Here is a 21909-nt window from a genome sequence, read left to right on the forward strand (position 1 = left end):
TGGCATACAATTTAGGTGCCGCTGGGGTAGATGCCAAGGGAACCACGCACGACTATTTACCGCATCCTAGCGCGATTCCCGGTCAAAAAATGGCGCTGAATCCGGTGTTTTTCCGGGGTGGTTAAGCCTCTTTGCCCGATTATGACAGCGATTGAAACAATCGAACCCGGCTCAGCGGGAGCGCGCCCGGCGGGGTGGCGCCGGCCCGATCCTGATACGGCCGGCGGCGACGCTGATGACCGCTCCGGCAAGGGTCTGTTTCAGCTTGGATTCGCGTTTTCCCAAAGTCCCATCCAAGGCCTCGTCCATCGCGGCGAGCAGGGTTTCGACCTTGGCGAGCTCGGCCGGCCCCTCATGTCCGATGCGGTCGATGGCGCGCTTGAGCAGACGGACGCGGATTTCCTCGGGCATCACCGCGAACAGTGCAGCATCGAAGCCCGCGCCGGAGTTATCCTCGCTCTTCGACGCAAGATAGTGCTCGGCGCCGTCGACCAGCACCTCCAGGGCGGCGTTGGCGCGCGCGATCCTTGCGGCAAGCCGCGCCAGGTTCCGCGCGTCGCCGCCCTCCGCCGCGAGCATCGGCATCAGCGCGCGCAGCCTCGGACGCGTGAAGGATCGATCGCGGTTGGTCGGATCGTCGGCAAAGCCGATGCGCGCCTTCTTCAGCGTCGCGATCAGCTGGGCCTTGGAGATGTCGAGCAGCGGCCGCGTCAGCAAGACGCCGTCGCGCTCGGTCTCGCGCGCCATTGCCGAGAGGCCCGCAACGCCGCTGCCGCGCAGCATCCGCATCAGCAGTGTCTCGGCCTGATCGTCACGGGTGTGTGCGGTCAAAATATGCGTGGCGCCATGCCTGCGTGCGGCCTGCGCGAGCAGTCGATAGCGGGCCGCGCGCGCGGCCGCCGGCACGCCGGTTCCAGGCTTTGGTCCAGTCCAACGCAACGTGTGGTGCGGCAGGTCGAGACTTCGCGCCAGCCGCTTGACGTCGCGCGCCTCGCGAGCCGCTTCAGGACGCAGGCCGTGATCTACCGTGACCGCCACCAGCCGCGGTCCCTGCGCGAGCGCGCGGCGCCAGCGCGCGGCGAGCCACATCAGCGCGACTGAATCGGGACCACCGGACACCGCAAGCAGGAGCGCCGGCGCGCCCGCAAGGCCTGCGAACAGGCGCTTGGCGTCCCGTGCCGGGATGGCGGATTGGTCGTCGGGCATCGCAAAACCAGCTGCTGGCGGAGAGGCCGGAAGCGGCCCTCCCGCATCTGGTTTAGCACTTCACGCGCTTCTGCTCGCGGTCAACCGCAGCCTTGACCCCGCCGGACGCGCGCGGGTACTTCCGCGCGATCTCGCCGAACGCGGCGCAAGCCGCTTCCTTTTCCTTTAGCGCCGCCAGCGACTGGCCGAGCCGCAGCAGGGCGTCGGGCGCCTTCGCGGACTTGTCGAACTTGGTGGTCACGCCGAGGAAGGTCTCCGCAGCATCGCGATATTGCTGGCGCTGGAAATAGCTTTCGCCGAGCCAGTATTGCGAGTCCGCCACCAGGGGATCGTTCGGATACTTCTGGCCGAAATTCTTCATCGTCTCTTCGGCGAGCGCATAGTCCTTGCGCTGCATATAGCCGATGCCGAGGTCGAACTCATCCTTCGGCGTCGCCGACGGCGGCAGCGTGGTCAGGGCTGCGCTCGCGCCGGGCGCACGCTGCGGGCTGGTGTTGCCGAGATTGAGCGGCTCGCCTGCCCCACGGCCGCCGGGCGCACCAACCGCCGCCTCACTGGGCATCGCCATCCCGCCGCCGCCAAGTGCGCGCGGTGCCCCTGGGGCATTCGGGTTCTGGTTCGGATCGAAGGCATCGCCGCGGCCGCGGCGGCCGGAAGCCGCCGGCGCCGGCTCCTGCGCGATCGGCGCGGGCGCCGCGATCTGCTGCTGCTGGTCATAGCCGCCCTGCGGCTGCCGGCCATATCCTTGCTGCGGCTGGCCGTAGCCTTGCTGGGGTTGGGCGTAGCCCGGCTGCGGTTGCGGGTAGGCCTGCGGTTGCTGCGCCGGTGGTGGCGCCGCCGCGACGGGTTGGCCCGCCGGAGCCTGTCCACCTGGGCCGGGCGGTTGCCCGCCAAGCTGCCGCAGCCGCTCCTCGAGCTGGCGGTTACGGTATTGCAGTTCCTCGTTCTGACCGGTCAGCTGCCGCAGCTGGTTCTCGAGCCGCTCGATCCGCATTTCAGCATCGGAATCGTCGGATTGGGCAAACACTGGCGAGGAAACGGCGAGCAACGCCGCGATCGCCGCGGCGGAGGAAAGAAAATGAATCCTGGATGACATTTTGCCCTGACGACGAGATCGACGTGAAAAGCGAGCGACATTGAGGGACGGAGTACGCCGGAATTGTGACTGGCACTTCAAATCCGGGACAGCGTCGCGCGACACCGGTTTAGTACGGACGCTGGAACAAGCAAGCGGCCAATTGCGCGCAGCTTCGTTCATCTTGATGACGGCCCGGCTTTCACGCGGCCAAAACAAAGCCGGCGCCCGAAGGCGCCGGCTTGAAAACACTCATTCAGGTTCGCGTCAGGAGCTGGCGTTCAGCACGGTGACGGCACGACGATTCTGCGACCAGCAGGAGATGTCGTTACAGACCGCGACCGGACGCTCCTTGCCGTAGGAAATGGTGCGCATGCGGCTCGGATCGATGCCGCGCGAGGCAAGGTAAGCGCGGACCGACTGGGCACGGCGGGCACCGAGCGCGATGTTGTATTCGCGGGTGCCGCGCTCGTCGGCATGACCTTCGATGGTGAAGGAGTAACGGTTATAGGTCTGCAGCCACTGCGCCTGCTTGTCGAGGGTCGCCGTCGCCTGCGGGCTCAGATCGGTCTGATCGCTCTCAAAGAACACGCGGTCGCCGACATTGACCACGAAATCCTGCTGGCTGCCCGGGGTCGCGGCGCCCCCAATCGCGCCATTGGCGTCCAACGGGTTCTTGTTGGCGCAGGCACCCATCGACAGCGCCACCGCCAGAACCGCAACCAGCTTCATACCCTGGAGATAATTCATTCCCGGAGCCTCCACGCTCGCGCTCTTCGTACTACCCAATCGGTCTACAGGGCGATGGTTAAGCGAACGTTCCGTCAACCTTGACGAGACCTTGCTCGACCCCATCAAATGCCAGGTAATGGCGAAAAGCGCCCCCGATGGTTAATGGGTGGCAAATGTGGCGCGATGGTGAAGGGAAGGCAAGGTTCGCGGGAACCGGCCGCTTTTGCAGGGCAATTTGGCCTGCGCGCAACAGTCGATCGACACTGAGTCGATGAGAATGCCGTTTCCCTCAGGGATTCGGCACGATCGAAGCGCGCTCGAACGGCTGCACGAAGCCGTCGGGCTGCAACTGGCCTTCGCGGTCGAACAGCATTCGCCGCTCGAAGGCGCTGGAGCGCAGGAAGGGATAGCGGGCCAGCACGCGTTCCCGCACCGTCGGCAGATGCGACGCCATCAAGCCGACCGGCTTCACCAGCCCGGGATAGAGCCGCGGCTCCGACCAGGTCTCGTGCAGGAACACACGCCGGTAGAACGCCATGTGCTCGGGCCGGACCGGCGCCAGGCCGTAGTCAGCGTTGAAGTGCACGCCCGCCGTCGAGCCGAGGCGCACCGTGACATAAGGAAGTTCCGGATTGTTCCGGGCCTTTTCGGGATCCGCGACGAAGCGCGTCGAGTCGATGAAGACCAGGCCCTGATCAAGCTTCGGCAGCAGCACGTCGCCGAACACCTCGAGCGTCGGCGAGGTTCGCCACTCCGGCGTCACCACGGTGATGCGGATCGAGCTGCAGAGTTCGCCTTGCAGATAGACACCGAACACCCAAGCATTCGGCGCATCATCGAACTGATCGACGACCCGCTCGTCCGCCGAGGGCCGGATCGCGCCTTCACGCAGATAGGCGCGATAGCGAAGCCGGTAGATCTCGTCTTTCTGTTCCGGGGTCTGAGCGAGGCGGTAATCGACTTGATCCAGAGGGTCCGCAAGCCTTCCTGTCGCGGGCTTGATGGCTTCGGCCGCGGACCTCATTTGGTACTCCCTGAACAACTCAACAACTTCAACGCGCGAGCCAAAAGATTAACAGCTTCTTAATTTCCGTCAAAGCAATCGAGGCAATACAGTTAACTTCCGACCGGAAGGGCACACTACGAATAGTGCAGTCGAAGGCTCTCACAACTATCGATTGAGTATATTGCGCCGGATCAAGCGATCGAGCGCGAGGGAACCACGTGCAGTTGCTCGTCGGTCCGCCGGCCGTGCGAGGCATTGAGCAGCTGGCGGATGCGGACGGAGGGAACCGGCCGGCTGAACAGGTATCCCTGTGCTTCGGTCACCGCGCCATCGGCGCTGATCAGTTCGAGCTGCTCATTGGTCTCGATGCCCTCGACCACGACCGACATGCCGAGATCCGCCGACAGCCGCGCCACCCCGCGCAGCAAGGTCAGCGGACGGTCGCTGTCGATACCCTCGAGGAAGGAGCGGTCGATCTTGACCTTCTGCAGCGGGAAATTGTGCAGGTAGCTGAGCGACGAGTAGCCGGTGCCGAAATCGTCCAGCGAGATCCGCACACCGAGCGAGCGCAGCTGGGACAGCACGTCGTGGGTCAGCTCGGTGTTGTGCAGCAGCGAGGATTCGGTGATCTCGATCTCGAGCCGGTGCGCCGGCAGGCCGGAGACCTCGAGCGCGTAGCGAACCTCGCTCAGCACGTCGCGCTGGTGGAACTGCTGCGGCGAGAAGTTGACCGCGACGCTGACCGCCTCGGGCCACTTCATGCATTCCATGCAGGCCTTGCGCAGGATCCAGCGGCCGAGATCGACGATCAAGCCCATGTCCTCGGCAACGGGAATGATGTCGACCGGAGAGACCGTGCCGCGCACCGGATGGTTCCAGCGCAGCAGCGCCTCGCAGGTGCTCACCTTGCCGGACTTCAGGTTGATCAGCGGCTGGTAGAACAGCTCGAATTCTTCGTTGGCGAGCGCCTTGCGCAGGTCGAGCTCGAGGATGCGGCGGGCCTCGACGGTTTGCGCCATCTCGTCGCGGAAGAAGCAGAAGGTGCCGCGGCCGTCGGCCTTGGCGCGGTAGAGCGCCATGTCGGCATTCTTCAGCAGCGTGTCGGCTCCGACGCCGGGCGCGGTCATCGCGATGCCGACGCTGGCGCCGATCTCGACCAGGTGGTTGTCGATCTTGTAGCGTTCGCTGAGGCGGTCGACGATGCGCCGCGCCAGCGCCGCAGCGTCCTCGTGCGAGTGGATGTTCTGCTGGAACACCACGAACTCGTCGCCGCCGAACCGCGCCACGAAATCCTCCGGCCGCAGCATCTCGCGCAGCCGCTCGGCGACCGCGCAGAGCAGCTGGTCGCCGCAGGGATGACCGAGCGTATCGTTGACCTGCTTGAACTGGTCGAGGTCGACGAACAGCAATGCGGAGCGATGGTCGCCGTGCTGCATGGCGAGCAGCCGGCCGATTTCGTCGCGGAAATTGACGCGGTTGGGCAGCGCGGTCAGCTCGTCGTAGCGCGCGAGGTGGCTGATCCGGGCCTCGGCGTCCTTGCGCTCGGTGATGTCCTCGACCAGCACCACCGTGCCGCCGCCGGCCATCGGCTGGAAGGTCCAGTCGAGCGAGCGGTTCTTGGTGGGGTCGGGGTCGCTGGTGACGATATCGCCGCGCTGCGAGCTCTCGATCTCGTAGAGAATCTGCTGCGCGGCCGCGGCCGAGATCGAGCCGGACAGGACGCAGGCGTTGCAGATATCGGTCGCGCTGGCGCCGCGCTGCACGAAATCGTCCGACAGCTGCATCATCTCGATGAAGCGGTGGTTCATCACCGCAACGCGGCCGTTAGCGCTGAACATGCACAGGCCGTGCGGCATGTTGTTCAGCGCGGTATCGAACTGGCCCGCCAGCGCGGCCTCGCGCTCCTTGGCGATCCAGGCGTTGACGTAGATGCGCTGCAGGCTGGAGGTCAGGTGCCGGATGGCGCTGAAGAACACCAGGCTGAGCAGCGCAAGGGCGATGTGATAGGGACCGCCGACATACATCAGCGCCAGGATCAAGGGACCGATCGACATCAACAGATGGAGGTGGAAGATCTGCGGCCGGCCGAAGGTCCGCCCTACCCCCGCCGAGGTGTAGGCGACCACCGTGGTCACGCAGAGCATGTGCGCGGCAGCGTCCCTGGTCGTCAGCAGCACGGTGACGCCCCAGATGCCGAGCGAAATGCCGTAGGCGATGGTGCCGATCCTGTAACGCTTCTCCCAGGTCACGGACTCTTCGACGGTGAGCCGGGAATTGCGCTGCTGGTAGCGGTACATCTGCAGCGCGCGCGCCAGCCCCACCACGATGAACAGCGGCACGCACAGCCAGCACAACAGATTGCTCGTGACAGCCGCAATCACGGCGCCCGCAATGGCGGGGCCGAAGGCGCCGAAAATCATGGGCGCTGGGTTCATGAACAGGGAATCGACCAGCGCCGCGGAAATCGTCGGCGACATCGACCGGTCCGGTTCACCCGTCTGACTTGCGAACTGCATTGTGAGAGCGCGCGTCCTTTTCAGCTCGCACTCTTACTGATCGCAGGTGAAGTCTTTCTGAGCGAACATCGTTAGCAAGTTCTTGCCGCGCCCAGGCGACGACCGGAATTCACCATAAAATTCAGTGCGCTAGGTGAGAAGTGCCGACCGCCGCCGAGGTTCCCCAGAGCAGTCTGCACACAGCTCATGACAACAGCGGTGACCAGGCCGGGTCGGAGGCAAAGCCCGGGGTCGGTACCCGCAGCTCGTTGCGGCCGGAGACGTCGATGGTGAACAGCGACGGGCCGCTGTTGCCGCCAGGATCGCGGAAGAACATCACGACGCGCCCGTTCGGCGCAAACGTCGGGCCTTCGTTGTGGAAGCCCGAGGTCAGGATGCGCTCGCCCGAGCCGTCGGGTTTCATGATGCCGATCGCGAACTGCCCGCCGCCCTGCTTGGTGAAGGCGATGTAGTCGCCGCGCGGCGACCATACCGGCGTCGAGTAGGTGCCGTCGCCGAACGAGATGCGCTGTGCGCCGCCGCCGGTTGCCGGCATCACATAGATTTGCGGCTTCCCGCCGCGATCGGATTCGAAGCAGAGCCGCGTGCCGTCGGGCGCATAGGATGGCGAGGTATCGATCGCCGGCGTGTCGGTCAGCCGCGTCATCGACTTCGAACGGAGATCCATCACGAACAGGTTGGAGTTGCCGCCCTGCTGCAGGCTCATGATGACGCGCTGGCCGTCGGGCGAGAAGCGCGGCGAGAACGACATGCCCGGGAAGTTGCCGACGATCTCGCGCTGGCCGGTCTCGATGTTGAGCAGATAGACGCGCGGGTCGCCCTGCCCGAATTCCATGTAGGTGATTTCCTGGGTCGACGGAGAGAAGCGCGGTGTCAGCACGAGGTCCGAGCCGCGGGTCAGGTAGCGCACATTGGCGCCGTCCTGGTCCATCAGCGCGAGCCGCTTGACGCGGCGATCCGCCGAGCCGCTTTCGTCGACGAACACGACGCGGGTATCGAAATAGCCCTTCTCGCCGGTCAGCCGCTCGTAGATCTGGTCGGAGATGATGTGGGCGATGCGCCGCCAGTATTCGGCCGAGGTGTCGTACTGCTGGCCGGCGAGCTGCTGGCCGGTGTTGACGTCCCAGAGCCGGAACTCCGCCTTGACGCGCCCGTTGCCCTGCCGCGTCATGCGGCCGGTGACCAGCGCCTGCGCGTTGATGCTCTTCCAGTTGTTGAAGTTCGGCGCCGCGTCGATGTTGATCTGCTTCTCGAGATAGGCCGCCTGATCGATCGGCGCAAACAGGCCGCTGCGCTTCAGATTGTTGGTGATCACCTGCGTCACGCCGACACCGACCTCGGTGTCCCCGGGCGTGCCGGCGGCGAAGTTCGGGATCGCGATCGGCAGCGGCGCGAAGTCGCCTTCCGGAATGACGACGCGCTTCTGTGCAACGGCGCTGCGGCTTGCGGCCAGCACGCCAAGGGCAGCCATTCCGGAGATCATCTGTCGGCGGTCGAGGCGAAACGTCATTGCACGCAAATCATTCTGGTCGGTCATTGTCCGTAGACTTTGTTTGCTATTGGCCAAGCGACGCCGTCGCCCTCAGGTCTTTCGCTCTGTGAACACCGGCGCAAAATACTTCCATTCGTCGAAGAAGGCCGCCGGCAGATTGTACGGCTGGCACTCGATGATCGCCCGCAGCGCGCTCTCCTGATAGACGCGCAGATAGGGCGTCGCCGGCGTGCCTTCCGGCACCGGCATGCCGTCGAGCGTGCCGTCGCGCTTCAGCTTGATCGAGAACACCGCCTCGGTCTGCTGCGCCTCGATGCCGCCATAGGGCTTCTTCCAGCAGCGCTCGACCTTCTGCTTGAACATCGCGCCCCAGGTCGCGGAGTTGTCGGCAGCCTTGCCCTTGGCCGTGCCGAGCGCGGCGTTGGCGTTGAGCGTATCGCCGGTCGCTGCGGCGCGCGTCGGGTCACGCTTGTCGAGCAGGGCTGCGATCTTGCTCTGGTCGAACACGCGATCCTTCGGCTTCTGCTCCGGCGGCGGCTTGGCGGCCTGCTGCACCGGCTTCGGCGGCGGCTTCTTCTCTTCCTTCTTGATCGCTTCCGCGATCGGGTCGGGCTTCACCGGATCGGGTTTCTTCTCGACCGGCTTCGGCTCTTCCTTTGGCTTGTTCTCGACCTTCTTCGGCGGATCCGGCTTCTTGTCTTCCGGTTTCTCCACCTTCGGCGCCGGCTGCGGCGCGGTGTCGGTCACGACAGGGGGCTTTTTCTCCTCGACCTTGCCGACGGTGTCGTCGACCGGCTTGGCTTCGGCGACCTTGTCGACCAGCGGCTTGGGATTTTCCTTCTTGCCGTCCTTCTGACCGGCCATGACATGCGAGAGTTGGTCGGGCGAGATCACGTCGACGGCAACCGATTCCTCTTCCGGCATCACATACGCCTTGGTCGACCACGACACGAGGCCCCACCCGATCACGAGGACGTGCAGGACAATCGATGCCGCCAGAGTCTTGTCGACCTTGACCTTCAAATCAGGCTTCCCCGTGCCTTGGCATGGTGGTTATCCGCCTTCCGGGATGATGACGATATTCGCCTTGAATCCCGCGGCCCGGACCTCCCCGAGCAGTTTCATCATATCCGTGTAACAGACGTCCTTGTCGCCACGCAGATAGACCACTTTTTCGGCATCCGACCGGGCGTCACCGATCGCCTTGATCTTGGCCGGAAAATCGGCGGCCGTGACCGGCGCGTCACCCAGATAGAGCTCGACATTCGAGTTGCAGCCGCCGCCGGTGCGCTTGACCGACAGTGTCAGCGGCGGCTGGTTCGACGAGATCGACTTACCGCCGCTCGCCACCGGCAGGTCGATGTCGATGTTCGACGTCATCAGCGGCGCCGCCACCATGAAGATGATCAGCAGCACCAGCATCACGTCGACCATCGGCGTGACGTTGATCTCGGCCATGACCGGCTTGCGCCCGCCGCGGCGGCGTCTGCCACCGCCGGACCCTGCCATGCTCATCGCCATGATCGCACACCCGCAAAAGTGACCATCATCTAACTCAACCCCGCTCGTCGATCTGACGGGACAGGATAGCGGAGAACTCGTCGGCGAAGCCCTCCAGGCGCGCGGCCTGCCGGTTCACCTCCGAAGTGAACTTATTGTAGAAAATAGTCGCCGGAATTGCGGCAATCAGGCCGATTGCGGTAGCAAACAGCGCTTCCGCGATACCGGGCGCCACCACCGCCAGAGAGGTGTTTTTGGAGGCCGCGATCGACTGGAAACTCGACATGATGCCCCAAACGGTGCCGAACAGGCCGACAAAGGGACCGGCCGAGCCCACGGTGGCGAGCACCAGCAGCCGGCGTTCCAGCCGCTCCACTTCCCGGGCGATCGAGACGTTCATGACCTTCTCGATCCGCGCCTGCAGGCCGGCAAAGGACCGCGACTGGCTCTCGAAGGAGCGCTTCCACTCCCGCATCGCCGCGACGAAACAGGCCGCCATCGACTGGGTCGGCTTGGCAGAGAGGGCCCGGTAGAGTTCCTCGATCGACTGACCGGACCAGAACGCCTGCTCGAACTTGTCCATCGCCCGCTTGGTGCGGGCGTAGAGCAGGATCTTGTCGATTGCGATCGCCCAGACCCACACAGAGCAGGACAGAAGTCCCAACATCACGCATTTGACGACCCAATGGGCCTGCCAGAACAGCGCGATCAGCGACACGTCGCTCGATGCCAGTGGCAGAGTTGACTGAGCCACGTCGGCGGGATTCATCGGCAATATCCTCTCAACGCAAGTGTCCCAATTCGGCGGGCCGCCAATCGGCACCCCTTCCACGGCCGCGCGCCCGGCGCGGCAAAACTGCGCGAGAGCCTCTTACATCTGTCGCATGGGGGGCCCGTCCAAAGCCGGGCCCTGCTTCCCCTGCCAACATGTCAAAACGAGGGCTTTTCACGCGTCATTCCGACCCTAACCAAACGCTAATCATGGTTAAGGCGAGGTTACCAAAGGGAAATTTGGAGGCGGGAAATGCCGCCGGCCGGGGAGGTTGGCGGGTTCCACAGATGAATGGCTCTCGTTCGGAGGGCGGGTCCATCCCGGCGTCGTCCTGGCGAAAGCCAGGACCCATAACCCCCGGATTCAGTGATGAACCGGATCGTGGCCCCAGCGTCGCGCGACAGTTGAGATTTGGGGTAATGGGTCCCCTGAGTTCACAAACGAAGTGCAACACTTCCTTGAGGAGGTGTTGCCATGGGGCGGAGTTACAAGCAGCTCTCTCTGGACGACCGATGCGAGATTGCCTGCCTATCGGCCAATGGCAGCTCGGTCCGGCAAATCGCGGCAGCTCTGGATCGCTCGCCATCAACGGTCTCTCGGGAACTGAGGCGCAATCGGGGGAGCCAGGTCGGCTACAAGCCAAACTATGCCCAGCACCAGATGCGAGCGCGGCGCTGGACGGGCGGACGCCTCGAACGGGAGCCCGGCCTGCGCCGCGCGGTGTTGGAACGCCTTCGCCGGGGCTGGTCGCCCGAGCAGGTCGCCGGCCGGCTGGCCCGCGAGTCCGGGCGCAAGGTGATCTCGCACGAGACCATCTACCGCTTCATCTATGCCCAACTCAGGCGCACCACGAACTTCAACTGGCGGCGCTATCTGCCGCGCGCCAAGAGCAAGCGCGGCCGCCGCGGCAAGAGGGGCGGCAGCCCCGCAAGCTTCATCGAAGGCCGTGTTTCCTTGGCAAATCGGCCGATCGAAGTGGCCGACCGCAGCGTGCCCGGACACTGGGAGGCCGACCTGATGATGTTCTCGAAATACGGTCAGGCCGTGCTGACCGTGCACGAGCGCACCTCGCGTCTGCTGCTCGGCATCCGCCTTGCCAGCAAGGTCGCGCGCGGTGTCGCCCGCCATCTCGTGGGCTTCTTCGCGACCCTGCCACAAGAGCTGCGCCAGACCGTGACCTTCGACAACGGCACCGAGTTCGCCGGTCACCTGGCGCTGCACCGCCTCTCGATCGAGACCTTCTTCTGCGATCCCCACGCCCCCTGGCAGAAGGGCGGCATCGAGAACGCCATCGGCAGGATGCGCCGCTTTATTCCCCGCAAGACCGATCTCGTAACCCTCTCGACCGCCAGATTCCGCCAGTTCATCGCCGCCTACAACAACACCCCGCGCAAATGCCTTGACTACCGCACGCCTGCCGAGGCTTTTGCTCAAGTGTTGCACTTCGAATGTGAATCCACCTCCTGGCTTTCGCCAGGACGACATTGCGTGTGTGGCGCGGTCTGTGAGTCACACATCCACATTCTCGCGACATGGTTTGTCCGAGCTTTGCTCTTCATCTCGCCCCCTCTCTTGAAGAGGACGCAGGGAAAGCCGGGTGCCGATCGCCCCCATGGGCCCCGTGCAAAAGGTGGCACGCGCGCGCGAGAGCGTCCACGAGGCATGACGCCGAACGCATCTCACGTCAAATGCCGCACGATCGCGAGGCCGGCGAACAGGCCGGCGATCGAGAGGGCCACCGAGCCCGCGACATACAGCACCGCAAGGCCGAGCTCGCCGCGCTCATAGAGCAGCGCGGTGTCGAGCGAGAAGGCGGAGAAGGTGGTGTAGCCGCCGAGGATGCCGGTCATCAAAAATAGCCGCCAGGGCTGCGAGGCGTCGCCCTTGAAGGCGAGATAGCCGGCGATCAGGCCCATCACGGTCGAGCCCGTGATGTTGATGATGAAGGTGCCGTAGGGAAACGCGGTGCCGATGCAGCGCGCACAGGTGACGTTGATCAGCTGGCGCAACGTCGCGCCGAGACCGCCGCCGAAGAAGACGAGGAGATAGCTTGCCGCGTTACCCACCAATGCCCCCGCTGGTGTGGTGAAGTGAGGGGAATCCAACCCCTCGTGGTTTCACCCTCCCCTGAAAGGGGAGGGTCGACGCGAATGAAATGAGCGGCGGGGCGGGGTCAAGTCTCTCCATTGAGAGACTGCTGGTGTTGAAAGATGATCCCTCCCCGTTTCGCACTTCGCTTCGCTGCATGCGAAACGACCCTCCCCTTTCAGGGGAGGGTGCGGGGTCGTGAGATGACCTGAGATCAGCCGGCCTTGCCGAACAGCTCGTCGACATAGTCCCAGTTGACGAGGTTTTCGACGAACGCCTTCAGATAGTCCGGACGACGGTTGCGGTAGTCGATGTAGTAGGAGTGCTCCCAGACGTCGACGCCGAGGATCGGCACCGCGCCGTGAACCAGCGGGTTCTCGCCGTTCGGGGTCTTGGCGACCTCGAGCTTGCCGCCCTTGACCTGCAGCCAGGCCCAGCCGGAGCCGAACTGGCCGGCGCCGGCAGCGGCGAAGTCGGCCTTGAACTTGTCGAAGCCGCCGAGGTCTTCATTGATCTTCTTTTCCAGCCGGCCGGGCAGCTTGCTGCCGCCGCCATTCGGCTTCATCCACTTCCAGAAATGGATGTGGTTGTAGTGCTGACCGGCATTGTTGAAGACGGCCGCGTTCTTGCCGAACGAACCCTTCACGATCTCCTCGAGGGACTTGCCTTCGAATTCGGTCCCCTTGATCGCGTTGTTGCCGTTGGTGACGTAGGCCTGGTGATGCTTGTCGTGGTGAAACTCCAGCGTTTCCTTGGACATGTAGGGAGCAAGGGCGTCATGGGCGTAGGGCAGATCAGGTAGCGTGAAGGTCATGGGGTAATGTCCAACAGAGGGTGGGAGACTACACTTAACGGGCCCCCCTTATAGAAGGTTCCATGGCGGAGAAACACCGCATTTTCGGATCGCCTATGACAGATCGGCACAGCCCGAACCAAGACCAAGGATCCAGACGATGAGCATCGAAATCGACATTCTCAACGGAGATGCGTCGTGGAAGCGCGCCGAGCCGCTGCTCCGGGCGGTCTGGAGCCCGGATGCCGCCGAGAAACAACCCTGGGCCGATATCAAATGGGCCCACGCGGATTTGCGCGTGCTGCTCGATGCGCCCGACGACAGCGGGCTGGCCTGCCATGTCGGTATCTATTTCCGGACCATCACCTGGAATGGCCACAAGGTGCATGTCGGCGGCATCGGCGGAGTCTCGACCCGTGCGGACTGCCGGCGGCGCGGCTATGCGTCACTCGCGTTAGATGCCGCCGTGCACACCATTCGTGCCAACGACGCGGTGAAATTTGCAATCTTATTCTGCGAGCCGCACAATTTCGCGTTCTACCAGGCGCGCGGCTGGCATCCCTTCAGCGGCGAAGTTTATTGCGAGCAGCCTTCCGGGCAGATCCGTTTCGAGGCGATGGCGCCGTTCGTCAACGACATCGTCCGCGCGCCGCGCCAGGGCAAGATCGACCTATGCGGCCTGCCGTGGTGACCCCTGCATCGGCGGCGGTGGCGATGAACGGTGCAACCTCGTAACATGTCGATCATCATTTATTGATTGCGAGCCCGGTTCACTGGCGTTGGATTGCAGTGCGCCCCTCTCCCGCTTGCGAAGTGAGCCGTGACGCATGACCATTGATGCCTCGATCGACGACGTGCAGCCGGCCGCGCCCGCCACGCCGGTCAACGACCTTTTGACCGCGCCGATCCTGCCGACGCTGCTGCGCCTCGCGATCCCGAACACCATCGCCATGTTCGGCTCGACGCTGGTCGCGGTGGCCGAGACCTCTTACATCGGCCGGCTCGGCACCGAGCCGCTGGCCGGCATTGCGCTGGTGTTTCCGTTCGCGATGCTGACGCAGATGATGTCGGCCGGCGCGATGGGCGGCGGCGTCTCGTCGGCGATCAGCCGCGCGCTCGGCGCCGGCGACCGCGACCGCGCCGCCGATCTGGCGCTGCATGCGGCGATTATCGGCGGATGCGCCGGACTGTTCTTCACTGTGATGATGCTGGGCTTCGGCCGCAACTTCTATGCGCTGCTCGGCGGACGTGGGGGCGTGCTCGAGCAGTCGATGCATTACTCGCAGGTGCTGTTCTCCGGCGCGATCTCGATCTGGCTGGTCAACACGCTCGCCTCCGTGGTGCGCGGCACCGGCGACATGCGAATTCCCTCGATGACGCTGATCACGGTCTCGATGATCCAGATCGCGGTCGGCGGCGTGCTGGGTCTCGGGTTGCTCGGCATGCCCGGTCTCGGCATGCGCGGCGTCGCCGCCGGACAGCTCACGGCCTTCACGTGTGGCGCGATCTTCCTCGCCTGGTATCTCGCCTCTGGCCGCAGCCGGTTGAAACTCGACTTCGCCGCCTTCAGCTTCCAACGCGCGATGTTCCTCGACATCCTCAAGGTCGGCGCGATCTCCTGCCTGTCGCCGCTGCAGAGCGTGCTGACCATCCTGATCTTCACCAAGATCTTGGCCAGCTTCGGCACCGAGACGCTGGCCGGTTACGGCATGGGCTCGCGGCTGGAATTCTTGCTGATCCCGATCGCGTTCGCGGTCGGCGTCGCCTCGGTGCCGATGGTCGGCATGGCGATCGGCGCGGGACTCGTGACCCGCGCCCGCAAGGTGGCGTGGACCGCCGGCACCGTCGCCGGACTTGTCGTTGGCCTCGTCGGACTTGTGGTCGCACTCAAGCCGACGCTGTGGATCGCGCTGTTCACCACCGATCCCGGCGTGACCGCCGCGGCTTCGTCCTATTTCGCGCTGGCCGGCCCGGGCTTCGGCTTCTTCGGCGTCGGTGTCTGTCTCTATTTCTCCTCGCAGGGCGCCGCCAAGGTCGGCGGACCGGTGCTGGCCGGCACCATCCGCCTGCTGCTGGTCGGCATCGGCGGCTGGTGGCTCGCTACCGTGAGCGCCCCGGCATGGACGCTGTTTGCGCTGGTCGGCGGCGCGATGGTGGCGTTCGGCCTCGCCACCATCATTTCGATCCGGCTGACCCGCTGGGGATAATACGACGCAGCGCCCTCGCACCGGAGCGTTGCCTGAGCATGACTGCTCCGGAAACAGGCACCAAATTTTTTTTGGGAGCGCGCTCACCTGATCGCGCGAATATGACATTGCAGAAATTCTTCGACTTGTTATGCAGGCCGACCTCTAGGCGGTGTGGACTCTAGGGATTCCCTTTTGAGGCCAAATCAGATTCAAGGCTTCTTTTGGGAGGCGGCCTTGGGTGTGATGGATCGTTTGGTGTTGAGCGACGCGGCTTGGGAGCGCATGGCGCCGCTCATCATTGGCCGGCCCGACCAGAAAGGTTCGACCGGACGCGACAACCGGATGTTCGTGGAAGGGGTGCTCTGGATCGTTCGCACGGGCTCTCCCTGGCGTGATCTTCCGGAGGCGTTTGGGGATTGGAACAGCGTGTTCCGGCGCTTCAGTCGATGGAGCACCAAGGGTGTCTGGTTGCGGATCTTCGAGGCGATGTCCGATGATCCGGACTTCGAATATTTGATCGTCGATTCCACCATCGTCCGGGCGCATCAGCACGCCGCCGGGGCAAAAAAAGGGGGTCTGAAGATCAAGCGATCGGGCGCTCGCGCGGCGGCTTGAGCACCAAGATACATATGGCCGTTCGAGGTTTGGGATGTCCCGTGCGGTTCACCCTCACCGCAGGCCAGAAGGGCGATGCCCCGCAAGCCGCCACGTTGATCGAGGGATTGCCCGCCGAGGTCGTCATGGCCGATGCAGCCTATGACGCCGATCATTTGCGCCAGGCCATCGCAGCCAAAGGCGCGATCGCCGTCATCCCCAACAACCCCTCGCGAGCCCTCAAACATCCGCTCGACAAGCATCTCTATGCCCAGCGCCACCTCGTGGAATGCTGCTTCAGCAAGCTCAAGCAGTTCCGTCGCGTCGCAACCCGCTTCGAAAAGACCGCCCGAAATTACCGAGCCATCGTCACGCTCGCTGCAATCGTCCTATGGATGCGATAAGTGTCAACACCACCTAAAGCGCGATGAGATTGGGTCGAATCGTCGTCGCGCTTTAGCTCTTTGTTGATCATGATCTTTTTGGAAAACCGCTTCGCACTTTTCCGGATCATGCTCTGGGGGAATAAGCCATGGCCTGCCGATTCGGATTCATGATCGCAATCATTGCGACGGCGCTCGCCGTCCCCGCCGCGCATGCGCAGGGCGCACCTGAGCCGGTCGGCGTCTGGCAGACCCAGGCCGGCGATGCCCGCGTCAAGATCAGCAAATGCGGCGGCGGTATCTGCGGCGTGGTGGTGAGCCTGCGCGACCCGATCGATCCGATGACCGGCAAGCCCCAGATCGACAACAAGAATCCGAATCCGTCGCTGTCCAGCCGACCGATCATCGGGCTGCCGCTGTTCTCCGGCATGCATCCGGTTGCCACGGGCAAATGGTCCGGCCAGATCTACAACGCCGACGACGGCGGCACCTACGCGAGCAGCATCTCGGTGACCGGCGAGAGCACGCTGCGCGTCGAAGGCTGCGTCGGCGCGCTGTGCGGCGGCGAGACCTGGACGCGGGTGGGCCGGTAATTCTGAGCCGAGCAGCAACCGCGACGGGACCGTGCTCCCTCGCCCCGCTCTTGCGGGGAGAGGGTTGGGGTGAGGGGCTCTATCCGCGTAGCATATCTGAATTGTAGTCAGCTCACCGTCGATCTCGCGAGTGGGATGAATATCTCCTTGCGGCCACGCATTGCCCTGCCCCTCACCCGGAAGCCACGCGAGGCGTGGCGTCCGACCTCTCCCCGCAAAAGAGCGGGGAGAGGTTAGAAAAATTGCTACACCGCGCGCGCCTTCAGCACCGTCGCGGCCGAGGCGTAGCCGCCGCGGGCGCCGTCGATGAAGTGGACGTGGTCGGCGCGCATCACCGACGGAGTGAAACAGGTCATCATCGCGGCATCCTGCTCGTGCAGGCCATAACGCACGATGCCCTGCGCGGCTGCGGCGGCGAGGCGCTGCTCGATGTCGGCGGCGAGCTCCGGCGTGCAATCCAGGATCATGCGCAGGCCGTCGTCGAACTTGCGGAAGTCCGAATTCTCGACCACCTGCTGCAGATAACGTTTCGGTGCAAACTTGCCGACCGGGATGTTGAACCGCATCAGCGTATAGGCCCACAGCGCGAATGTGAGCACGACGGCGCGCCGCAGCGCGAGCGGTCCGCCGCGCCGTGCGCGCGCCTCGTACTCCATTCCCTGCGGCGGCCAGTGCAGCGGCGGACCGCTTGCGGGCACCGGCCGTCCGGCATCGGGGCTCTTCTCGATGCGGACGACGATATCCTCGATCACCTTGCGGAAGGATGCGGGATCGGCGTTCTTCGCCGGCAGCACCAGCACCGAGAGGATCAGGCCGCGCGCGGACGGCATCACCTCGAAGCGGCAGGACAGGCCGGACAAATCGGGCTGTGTGCCCTGAGGCGCCGGATCGACCGCGAACGCGCCGCGCTTCATCGCGGCATCGGCGTAAGCAAGACCACCGCCGGAGAACATCGCATAAGACAGATTGGCCGACGGCCCGAAGCGCGCGACGCGGACATCGGCGCCCGCGGCGCGGATCGCCGCCATCGGCACCAGCGCCACCCGCAGCACCAGATCAAGGTCGTCGTGCACCCAGCGCGCGGTCGCGGCCAGCGCCTCGCGCGCTCTGTCGAGATCGGCGGGCGCAACCGCAAAACTCGCACCGTCGCCGCCGAACACGAAGGGGAATTCGCGGCCCTCCAGCGCATTGGTGACGGCGGCGACCACCGCAGCGCCGGCCATGTTGACCGCCTTGTAGCGCTGCGCCGCGATCGCCTTGGTCGATTCCACGATATCGGCGACGCCGACCGTCCAGTCATCGGGCAACGGCGCATACAGCGCGGGGTCCATCAGCCGCGCGAAGCCGCGAAACACCGGAATGCCGCCGTAGAAGATCTCGCTGCCGCCAGCCATCGCAACGCCGCGCTGTTTCCGCCCTGATGCGGGATTCTCTAGCAGATACGGTGCGGGTTGGGGCCGGTTTTAGAAGCGTAGCCCGGACGGAGCGCAGCGAAATCCGAGGACCTCTCAAGCAGCGGAAGACCCCCGGATTGCGCTTCGTTCCATCCGGGGTACGGTGACTGCCTCACGCCGCCTCGCCTGCCCTGCTCCACGGCGGAAACGGATCGCGCAGCCCGACCCAGGCTTGCGGGTCCATGCCCGGTCTGCCGGTGACGAGGCAGGCATCGAGCCGACGGCGGATGTCGTCCTCGTTCATGCCGGAGCCGATGAAGACCAGCTCCTGCCGGCGATCGCCGTAGAGATCGTTCCAGCTACGCTGCATCATCAGCCGCCAGTCCGGATGATCCGGCCAGCGCTCGCGCGGGATCGCGGCCCACCACGAACCGAGGCCTTCGGTGCGGACGATGGCGCCGGCCTGGCTCAGCTCGCCGCACCAATCCGGGCGCGTCGCGATCCAGAAATGGCCCTTGGCGCGGATCACGCCTTGCCAGCTCTCGCGCAGGAAGGCGTGGAAGCGCAGCGGATCGAACGGGCGCCGCGCGCGGTAGACGAAGCTCGTGATGCCGTATTCCTCGGTCTCCGGCACGTGCCCGGCAAAGCCGTAGAGCTCCTTGTGCCAGAGCGGATGCTGCTGCGCGCGCTCATAGGCGAAGCGGCCGGTGTCGAGCACGCGGTCGAACGGGACTTTTGCGAAATTCGCCTCGACGATGTCGGCCTCGGGATTGAGCGCACGCACGATGGTGCGGGCAGCCTCGCGCTCTGCCTGCTTTGCGGCATCGATCTTGTTCAGCACCACGACATCGGCGAACTCGATCTGCTCGACCAGCAGATCGACCAGCGTGCGCTTGTCGCCGTCGAGCGCTTCGCCACGTTGGCTGAGGAAATCGGTCGAGGCGTAGTCTTTCAGGAGATTGGCGGCATCGACCACCGTGACCATGGTGTCGAGCCGCGCGATGTCGGAGAGGCTTTGGCCATCTTCATCGCGAAACTCGAAGGTCGCTGCGACCGGCAGCGGCTCGGAAATGCCGGTCGATTCGATCAGGAGATAATCGAACCGGCCGCTCTCGGCGAGCGTGCGCACCTCCTTCAACAGGTCGTCGCGCAAGGTGCAGCAGATGCAGCCATTGCTCATCTCGACCAGTTTTTCGTCAGTCCGGGACAGCTTCGCACCGCCATCGCGAACGAGGTCGGCGTCGATGTTCACCTCGCTCATGTCGTTCACAATCACCGCAACCTTCAGGCCGCGGCGGTTGTTCAGGACGTGGTTCAGCAAAGTGGTCTTTCCAGCCCCGAGGAAGCCGGACAAGATGGTGACGGGGAGTTTTTGCATCGAGATCAAACAGTTGCTGGAGGGATCGGCGGCGGCGGGACATGGGGCATTCGCTTGATGTTATGTTATAACGTAACACCAATGGACAGCGGCCTGTCAAGCGCCGGGGTGAGGCGCAGTCAGCCTGCCATTCTCGGAAATGCGTCGCCCGGATGGAGCGCAGCGAAATCCGGGGACCGCCTCAGCGAACGAGAGACCCCGGATTGCGCTTCGCTTCATCCGGGCTACGCAGCCGTGGATGACGGGTTCAGAGTTCGCGCTCTACTTCCCCAATCCGCGCAGCACGAGCTGGTTCATGCGGCCAGCGAACGCGGCGGGGTCGTCGGGCATCTCGCCGTCGAGGATCTGCGCCTGTTCGAACAGCAGCAGCGACAGGTCCTTCGCCTGCGCGCTGTCGGTCGCGAGCGCCGCGACCAGCGGGTGGCGCAGATTGATCTCGAGCACCGGCTTTGTGATCGCGCCGCGGTTCTGCTGGGCGAGCAGCCGCTCCAGCGCGCGGTCGCGCGCATCGCCGCCTGCGACGAGGCACGACGCGCTCGCGGTCAGCCGCTGCGAGGCGCGGACGTCGGAGACGCGCTCGCCGAGCGCGTCCTTGATCACGGCGATCGTGGTCGCCGCGTCGGCCGCGGGTTCGTCCTTCTTGTCGTCCTTGTCATCGGCAAGCGGGATCAGGCCGAAATCGACATCGCCCTGGCTCAGCGACTTCAGCGGCTTGCCGCCGAAATCGAGCGGCGCCGAGGTCCAGAACGCATCGACCGGATCGGTCAAGAGCAGCACCTCGATGCCGCGGGCGCGCGCCGATTCCAGCTTCGGGTTCGACTTCAGCCGCTCGACGCTGTCGCCGACCAGATAATAGATCTCGGTCTGGTTCGGCTTGAAATCGTCGACAATTTGCTTCAGCGAGCGGTTCTCGCCCGACGTCGTGGTGAAGCGCGCCAGCGCCAGCAGCTTGTCGCGGCGCTCGAAATCCTCCCACAGGCCTTCCTTGATCACCGGGCCGAACGCGTCCCAGATCTTTGCGAAGGTCTCCGGCTCCTTCTCGCCCAGCGTTTCGAGTTCGCCGATCACGCGGCCGGTCACGGCCTTGCGGATCTGCGCGAGCTGCGGATTGTTCTGCAGCATCTCGCGCGAGATGTTGAGCGGCAGGTCCTCGCTGTCGATCACGCCGCGGATGAAGCGCAAGTAAGCCGGCAGCAGCTCGGCGTCGTCGGCGATGAAGACGCGGCGGACATAGAGCTTGACCTTGCCCTTGCGCTCGACCTGGAACAGATCGAACGGCTTTTGCGACGGCGCGAACAGCAGCACGGCGTAGGACTGCCGGCCTTCGGCGCGGTAATGCAGCGTCATCGCCGGCTCGTCGAACGCGCCGGCGATCTGCTTGTAGGCCTGCGCGTAATCCTCAGGCTTGAGCTCGGATTTCGAGCGCTGCCATAGCGCGCTCGCCGAGTTGATCTGGCGCGGCTCGCCCTCTTCCGGCACCAGCAGGATCGGAAACTGGATGTTGTCGGAATATTCGCGGACGATGCGCTCGATCTCGTAGGTCTCGAGATATTTCGCGGCGTCCTTCTTCAGATGCAGTACGATCTCGGTGCCGCGCGCGACGCGCTGGGCGGCCTCTTCGCTCGCCGGTGCTATCTCGAAGCCGCTGCCGCCTTCCGACGACCACACCCACACCTCGTCCGAGCCGGCACGCCGGCTGGTGACGACGATCTTCTCGGCGACCATGAAGGCGGCGTAGAAGCCGACGCCGAACTGGCCGATCAGATTGGCGCCGTCCTTGACCTCGGTGAGCTTCGACAGGAACGATTTGGTGCCGGAGCGCGCAATGGTGCCGAGATTGTCGATCAGCTCCTGACGCTCCATGCCGATGCCGGTATCGACCACGGCAAGCGTGTTGGCCGCCCTGTTCGGGACGATCCTGATCTCCGGCGGCGTGCCGTCGGTGATCAGGGACGGATTGGCGATCGCCTCGTAGCGCAGCTTGTCGCAGGCGTCCGACGCGTTCGAGATCAACTCGCGCAGGAAGATATCTGTCTCGGAATAGACCGAATGCACCATCAGGTGTAGCAATTCGGCAACCTCGGCCTGGAACGGCTGGGATTCGGCAGCGGCAGTTGTGGTCATGCGGAAACTCGGACAATCGGTAAGGGGCGGGAAAGCCCTGATATAGCGCGATCACGCCGCGTGGCAAGATTGTC

At 64.5% G+C, this 21909-nt stretch carries 17 protein-coding genes and 2 pseudogenes; 5 read left to right on the forward strand and 14 right to left on the reverse strand.

Annotated elements, in window-relative coordinates:
- Positions 1-171: 171 nt before the first annotated feature.
- From tilS to tolQ, 9 genes are all read right to left on the reverse strand, one after another.
- The gene (tilS, locus tag ACVWY5_RS33770; RefSeq protein WP_028335978.1) at positions 172-1206 is read right to left on the reverse strand and encodes a tRNA lysidine(34) synthetase TilS; all 1035 of its coding nucleotides are present in this window, start codon (positions 1204-1206) and stop codon (positions 172-174) included.
- A gap of 52 nt (positions 1207-1258) precedes the next feature.
- Positions 1259-2302, reverse strand: coding sequence for a tol-pal system protein YbgF (gene ybgF, locus ACVWY5_RS33775; protein ID WP_028335977.1), 1044 nt, complete (start codon positions 2300-2302; stop codon positions 1259-1261).
- Between the two features lie 246 nt (positions 2303-2548).
- The gene (gene pal / locus ACVWY5_RS33780; RefSeq protein WP_016846948.1) at positions 2549-3031 is read right to left on the reverse strand and encodes a peptidoglycan-associated lipoprotein Pal; all 483 of its coding nucleotides are present in this window, start codon (positions 3029-3031) and stop codon (positions 2549-2551) included.
- Between the two features lie 271 nt (positions 3032-3302).
- Entirely contained in the window at positions 3303-4037 is a 735-nt protein-coding gene (locus tag ACVWY5_RS33785; RefSeq protein ID WP_038377730.1) for an N-acyl amino acid synthase FeeM domain-containing protein, read from the reverse strand.
- 173 nt (positions 4038-4210) lie between these two features.
- Positions 4211-6535: a putative bifunctional diguanylate cyclase/phosphodiesterase gene (locus tag ACVWY5_RS33790; protein WP_028335975.1), complete on the reverse strand. Its 2325-nt coding sequence runs from the start codon at positions 6533-6535 to the stop codon at positions 4211-4213.
- Positions 6536-6719: 184 nt separating this feature from the next.
- Complete coding sequence (gene tolB / locus ACVWY5_RS33795) at positions 6720-8045, reverse strand: Tol-Pal system beta propeller repeat protein TolB (RefSeq protein ID WP_028335974.1); 1326 nt, start codon at positions 8043-8045, stop codon at positions 6720-6722.
- A 72-nt stretch (positions 8046-8117) separates the two neighbouring features.
- Positions 8118-9050 (reverse strand): cell envelope integrity protein TolA, encoded by a 933-nt coding sequence (locus ACVWY5_RS33800; protein ID WP_028335973.1) that lies wholly within the window; start codon positions 9048-9050, stop codon positions 8118-8120.
- Positions 9051-9080: 30 nt separating this feature from the next.
- On the reverse strand, positions 9081-9548 hold the full coding sequence (locus tag ACVWY5_RS33805) for a biopolymer transporter ExbD (RefSeq protein WP_016846953.1): 468 nt from the start codon (positions 9546-9548) through the stop codon (positions 9081-9083).
- A gap of 34 nt (positions 9549-9582) precedes the next feature.
- The gene (gene tolQ, locus ACVWY5_RS33810; RefSeq protein ID WP_016846954.1) at positions 9583-10296 is read right to left on the reverse strand and encodes a protein TolQ; all 714 of its coding nucleotides are present in this window, start codon (positions 10294-10296) and stop codon (positions 9583-9585) included.
- A 477-nt stretch (positions 10297-10773) separates the two neighbouring features.
- Between tolQ and ACVWY5_RS33815 the strand changes: the two are divergent.
- A pseudogene (locus ACVWY5_RS33815) lies at positions 10774-11760 on the forward strand (IS30 family transposase); the annotation flags it as partial.
- Between the two features lie 218 nt (positions 11761-11978).
- On the opposite strand, the gene crcB reads toward ACVWY5_RS33815, so the two are convergent.
- Positions 11979-12365, reverse strand: a complete 387-nt coding sequence (gene crcB / locus ACVWY5_RS33820) for a fluoride efflux transporter CrcB (RefSeq protein WP_028338252.1) — start codon at positions 12363-12365, stop codon at positions 11979-11981.
- A 236-nt stretch (positions 12366-12601) separates the two neighbouring features.
- Positions 12602-13201 carry a superoxide dismutase gene (locus ACVWY5_RS33825; protein ID WP_016846956.1) on the reverse strand — a complete coding sequence of 200 codons (600 nt, stop codon included), beginning with the start codon at positions 13199-13201 and terminating at the stop codon, positions 12602-12604.
- Between the two features lie 139 nt (positions 13202-13340).
- Between ACVWY5_RS33825 and ACVWY5_RS33830 the strand changes: the two genes are divergently transcribed.
- From ACVWY5_RS33830 to ACVWY5_RS33845, 4 genes and pseudogenes are all read left to right on the forward strand, one after another.
- Positions 13341-13871, forward strand: coding sequence for a GNAT family N-acetyltransferase (locus ACVWY5_RS33830; RefSeq protein ID WP_028338253.1), 531 nt, complete (start codon positions 13341-13343; stop codon positions 13869-13871).
- Positions 13872-14007: 136 nt separating this feature from the next.
- A complete protein-coding gene (locus ACVWY5_RS33835) occupies positions 14008-15387 on the forward strand; it encodes an MATE family efflux transporter (RefSeq protein ID WP_028338254.1) in 1380 nt (459 codons plus the stop codon).
- Positions 15388-15651: 264 nt separating this feature from the next.
- Positions 15652-16367: pseudogene (locus tag ACVWY5_RS33840) on the forward strand (IS5 family transposase).
- Positions 16368-16495: 128 nt separating this feature from the next.
- Positions 16496-16939: a DUF2147 domain-containing protein gene (locus ACVWY5_RS33845; protein WP_028337683.1), complete on the forward strand. Its 444-nt coding sequence runs from the start codon at positions 16496-16498 to the stop codon at positions 16937-16939.
- 245 nt (positions 16940-17184) lie between these two features.
- On the opposite strand, the gene ACVWY5_RS33850 is transcribed toward ACVWY5_RS33845, so the two are convergent.
- From ACVWY5_RS33850 to htpG, 3 genes are all read right to left on the reverse strand, one after another.
- Positions 17185-18333: a DUF3095 domain-containing protein gene (locus ACVWY5_RS33850; protein ID WP_028337682.1), complete on the reverse strand. Its 1149-nt coding sequence runs from the start codon at positions 18331-18333 to the stop codon at positions 17185-17187.
- A 172-nt stretch (positions 18334-18505) separates the two neighbouring features.
- Entirely contained in the window at positions 18506-19711 is a 1206-nt protein-coding gene (gene zigA, locus ACVWY5_RS33855; protein ID WP_028337681.1) for a zinc metallochaperone GTPase ZigA, read from the reverse strand.
- Between the two features lie 261 nt (positions 19712-19972).
- A complete protein-coding gene (gene htpG, locus ACVWY5_RS33860; protein WP_028337680.1) occupies positions 19973-21835 on the reverse strand; it encodes a molecular chaperone HtpG in 1863 nt (620 codons plus the stop codon).
- Between the last annotated feature and the right edge of the window lie 74 nt (positions 21836-21909).

This window comes from Bradyrhizobium sp. USDA 3256 (assembly GCF_054058275.1).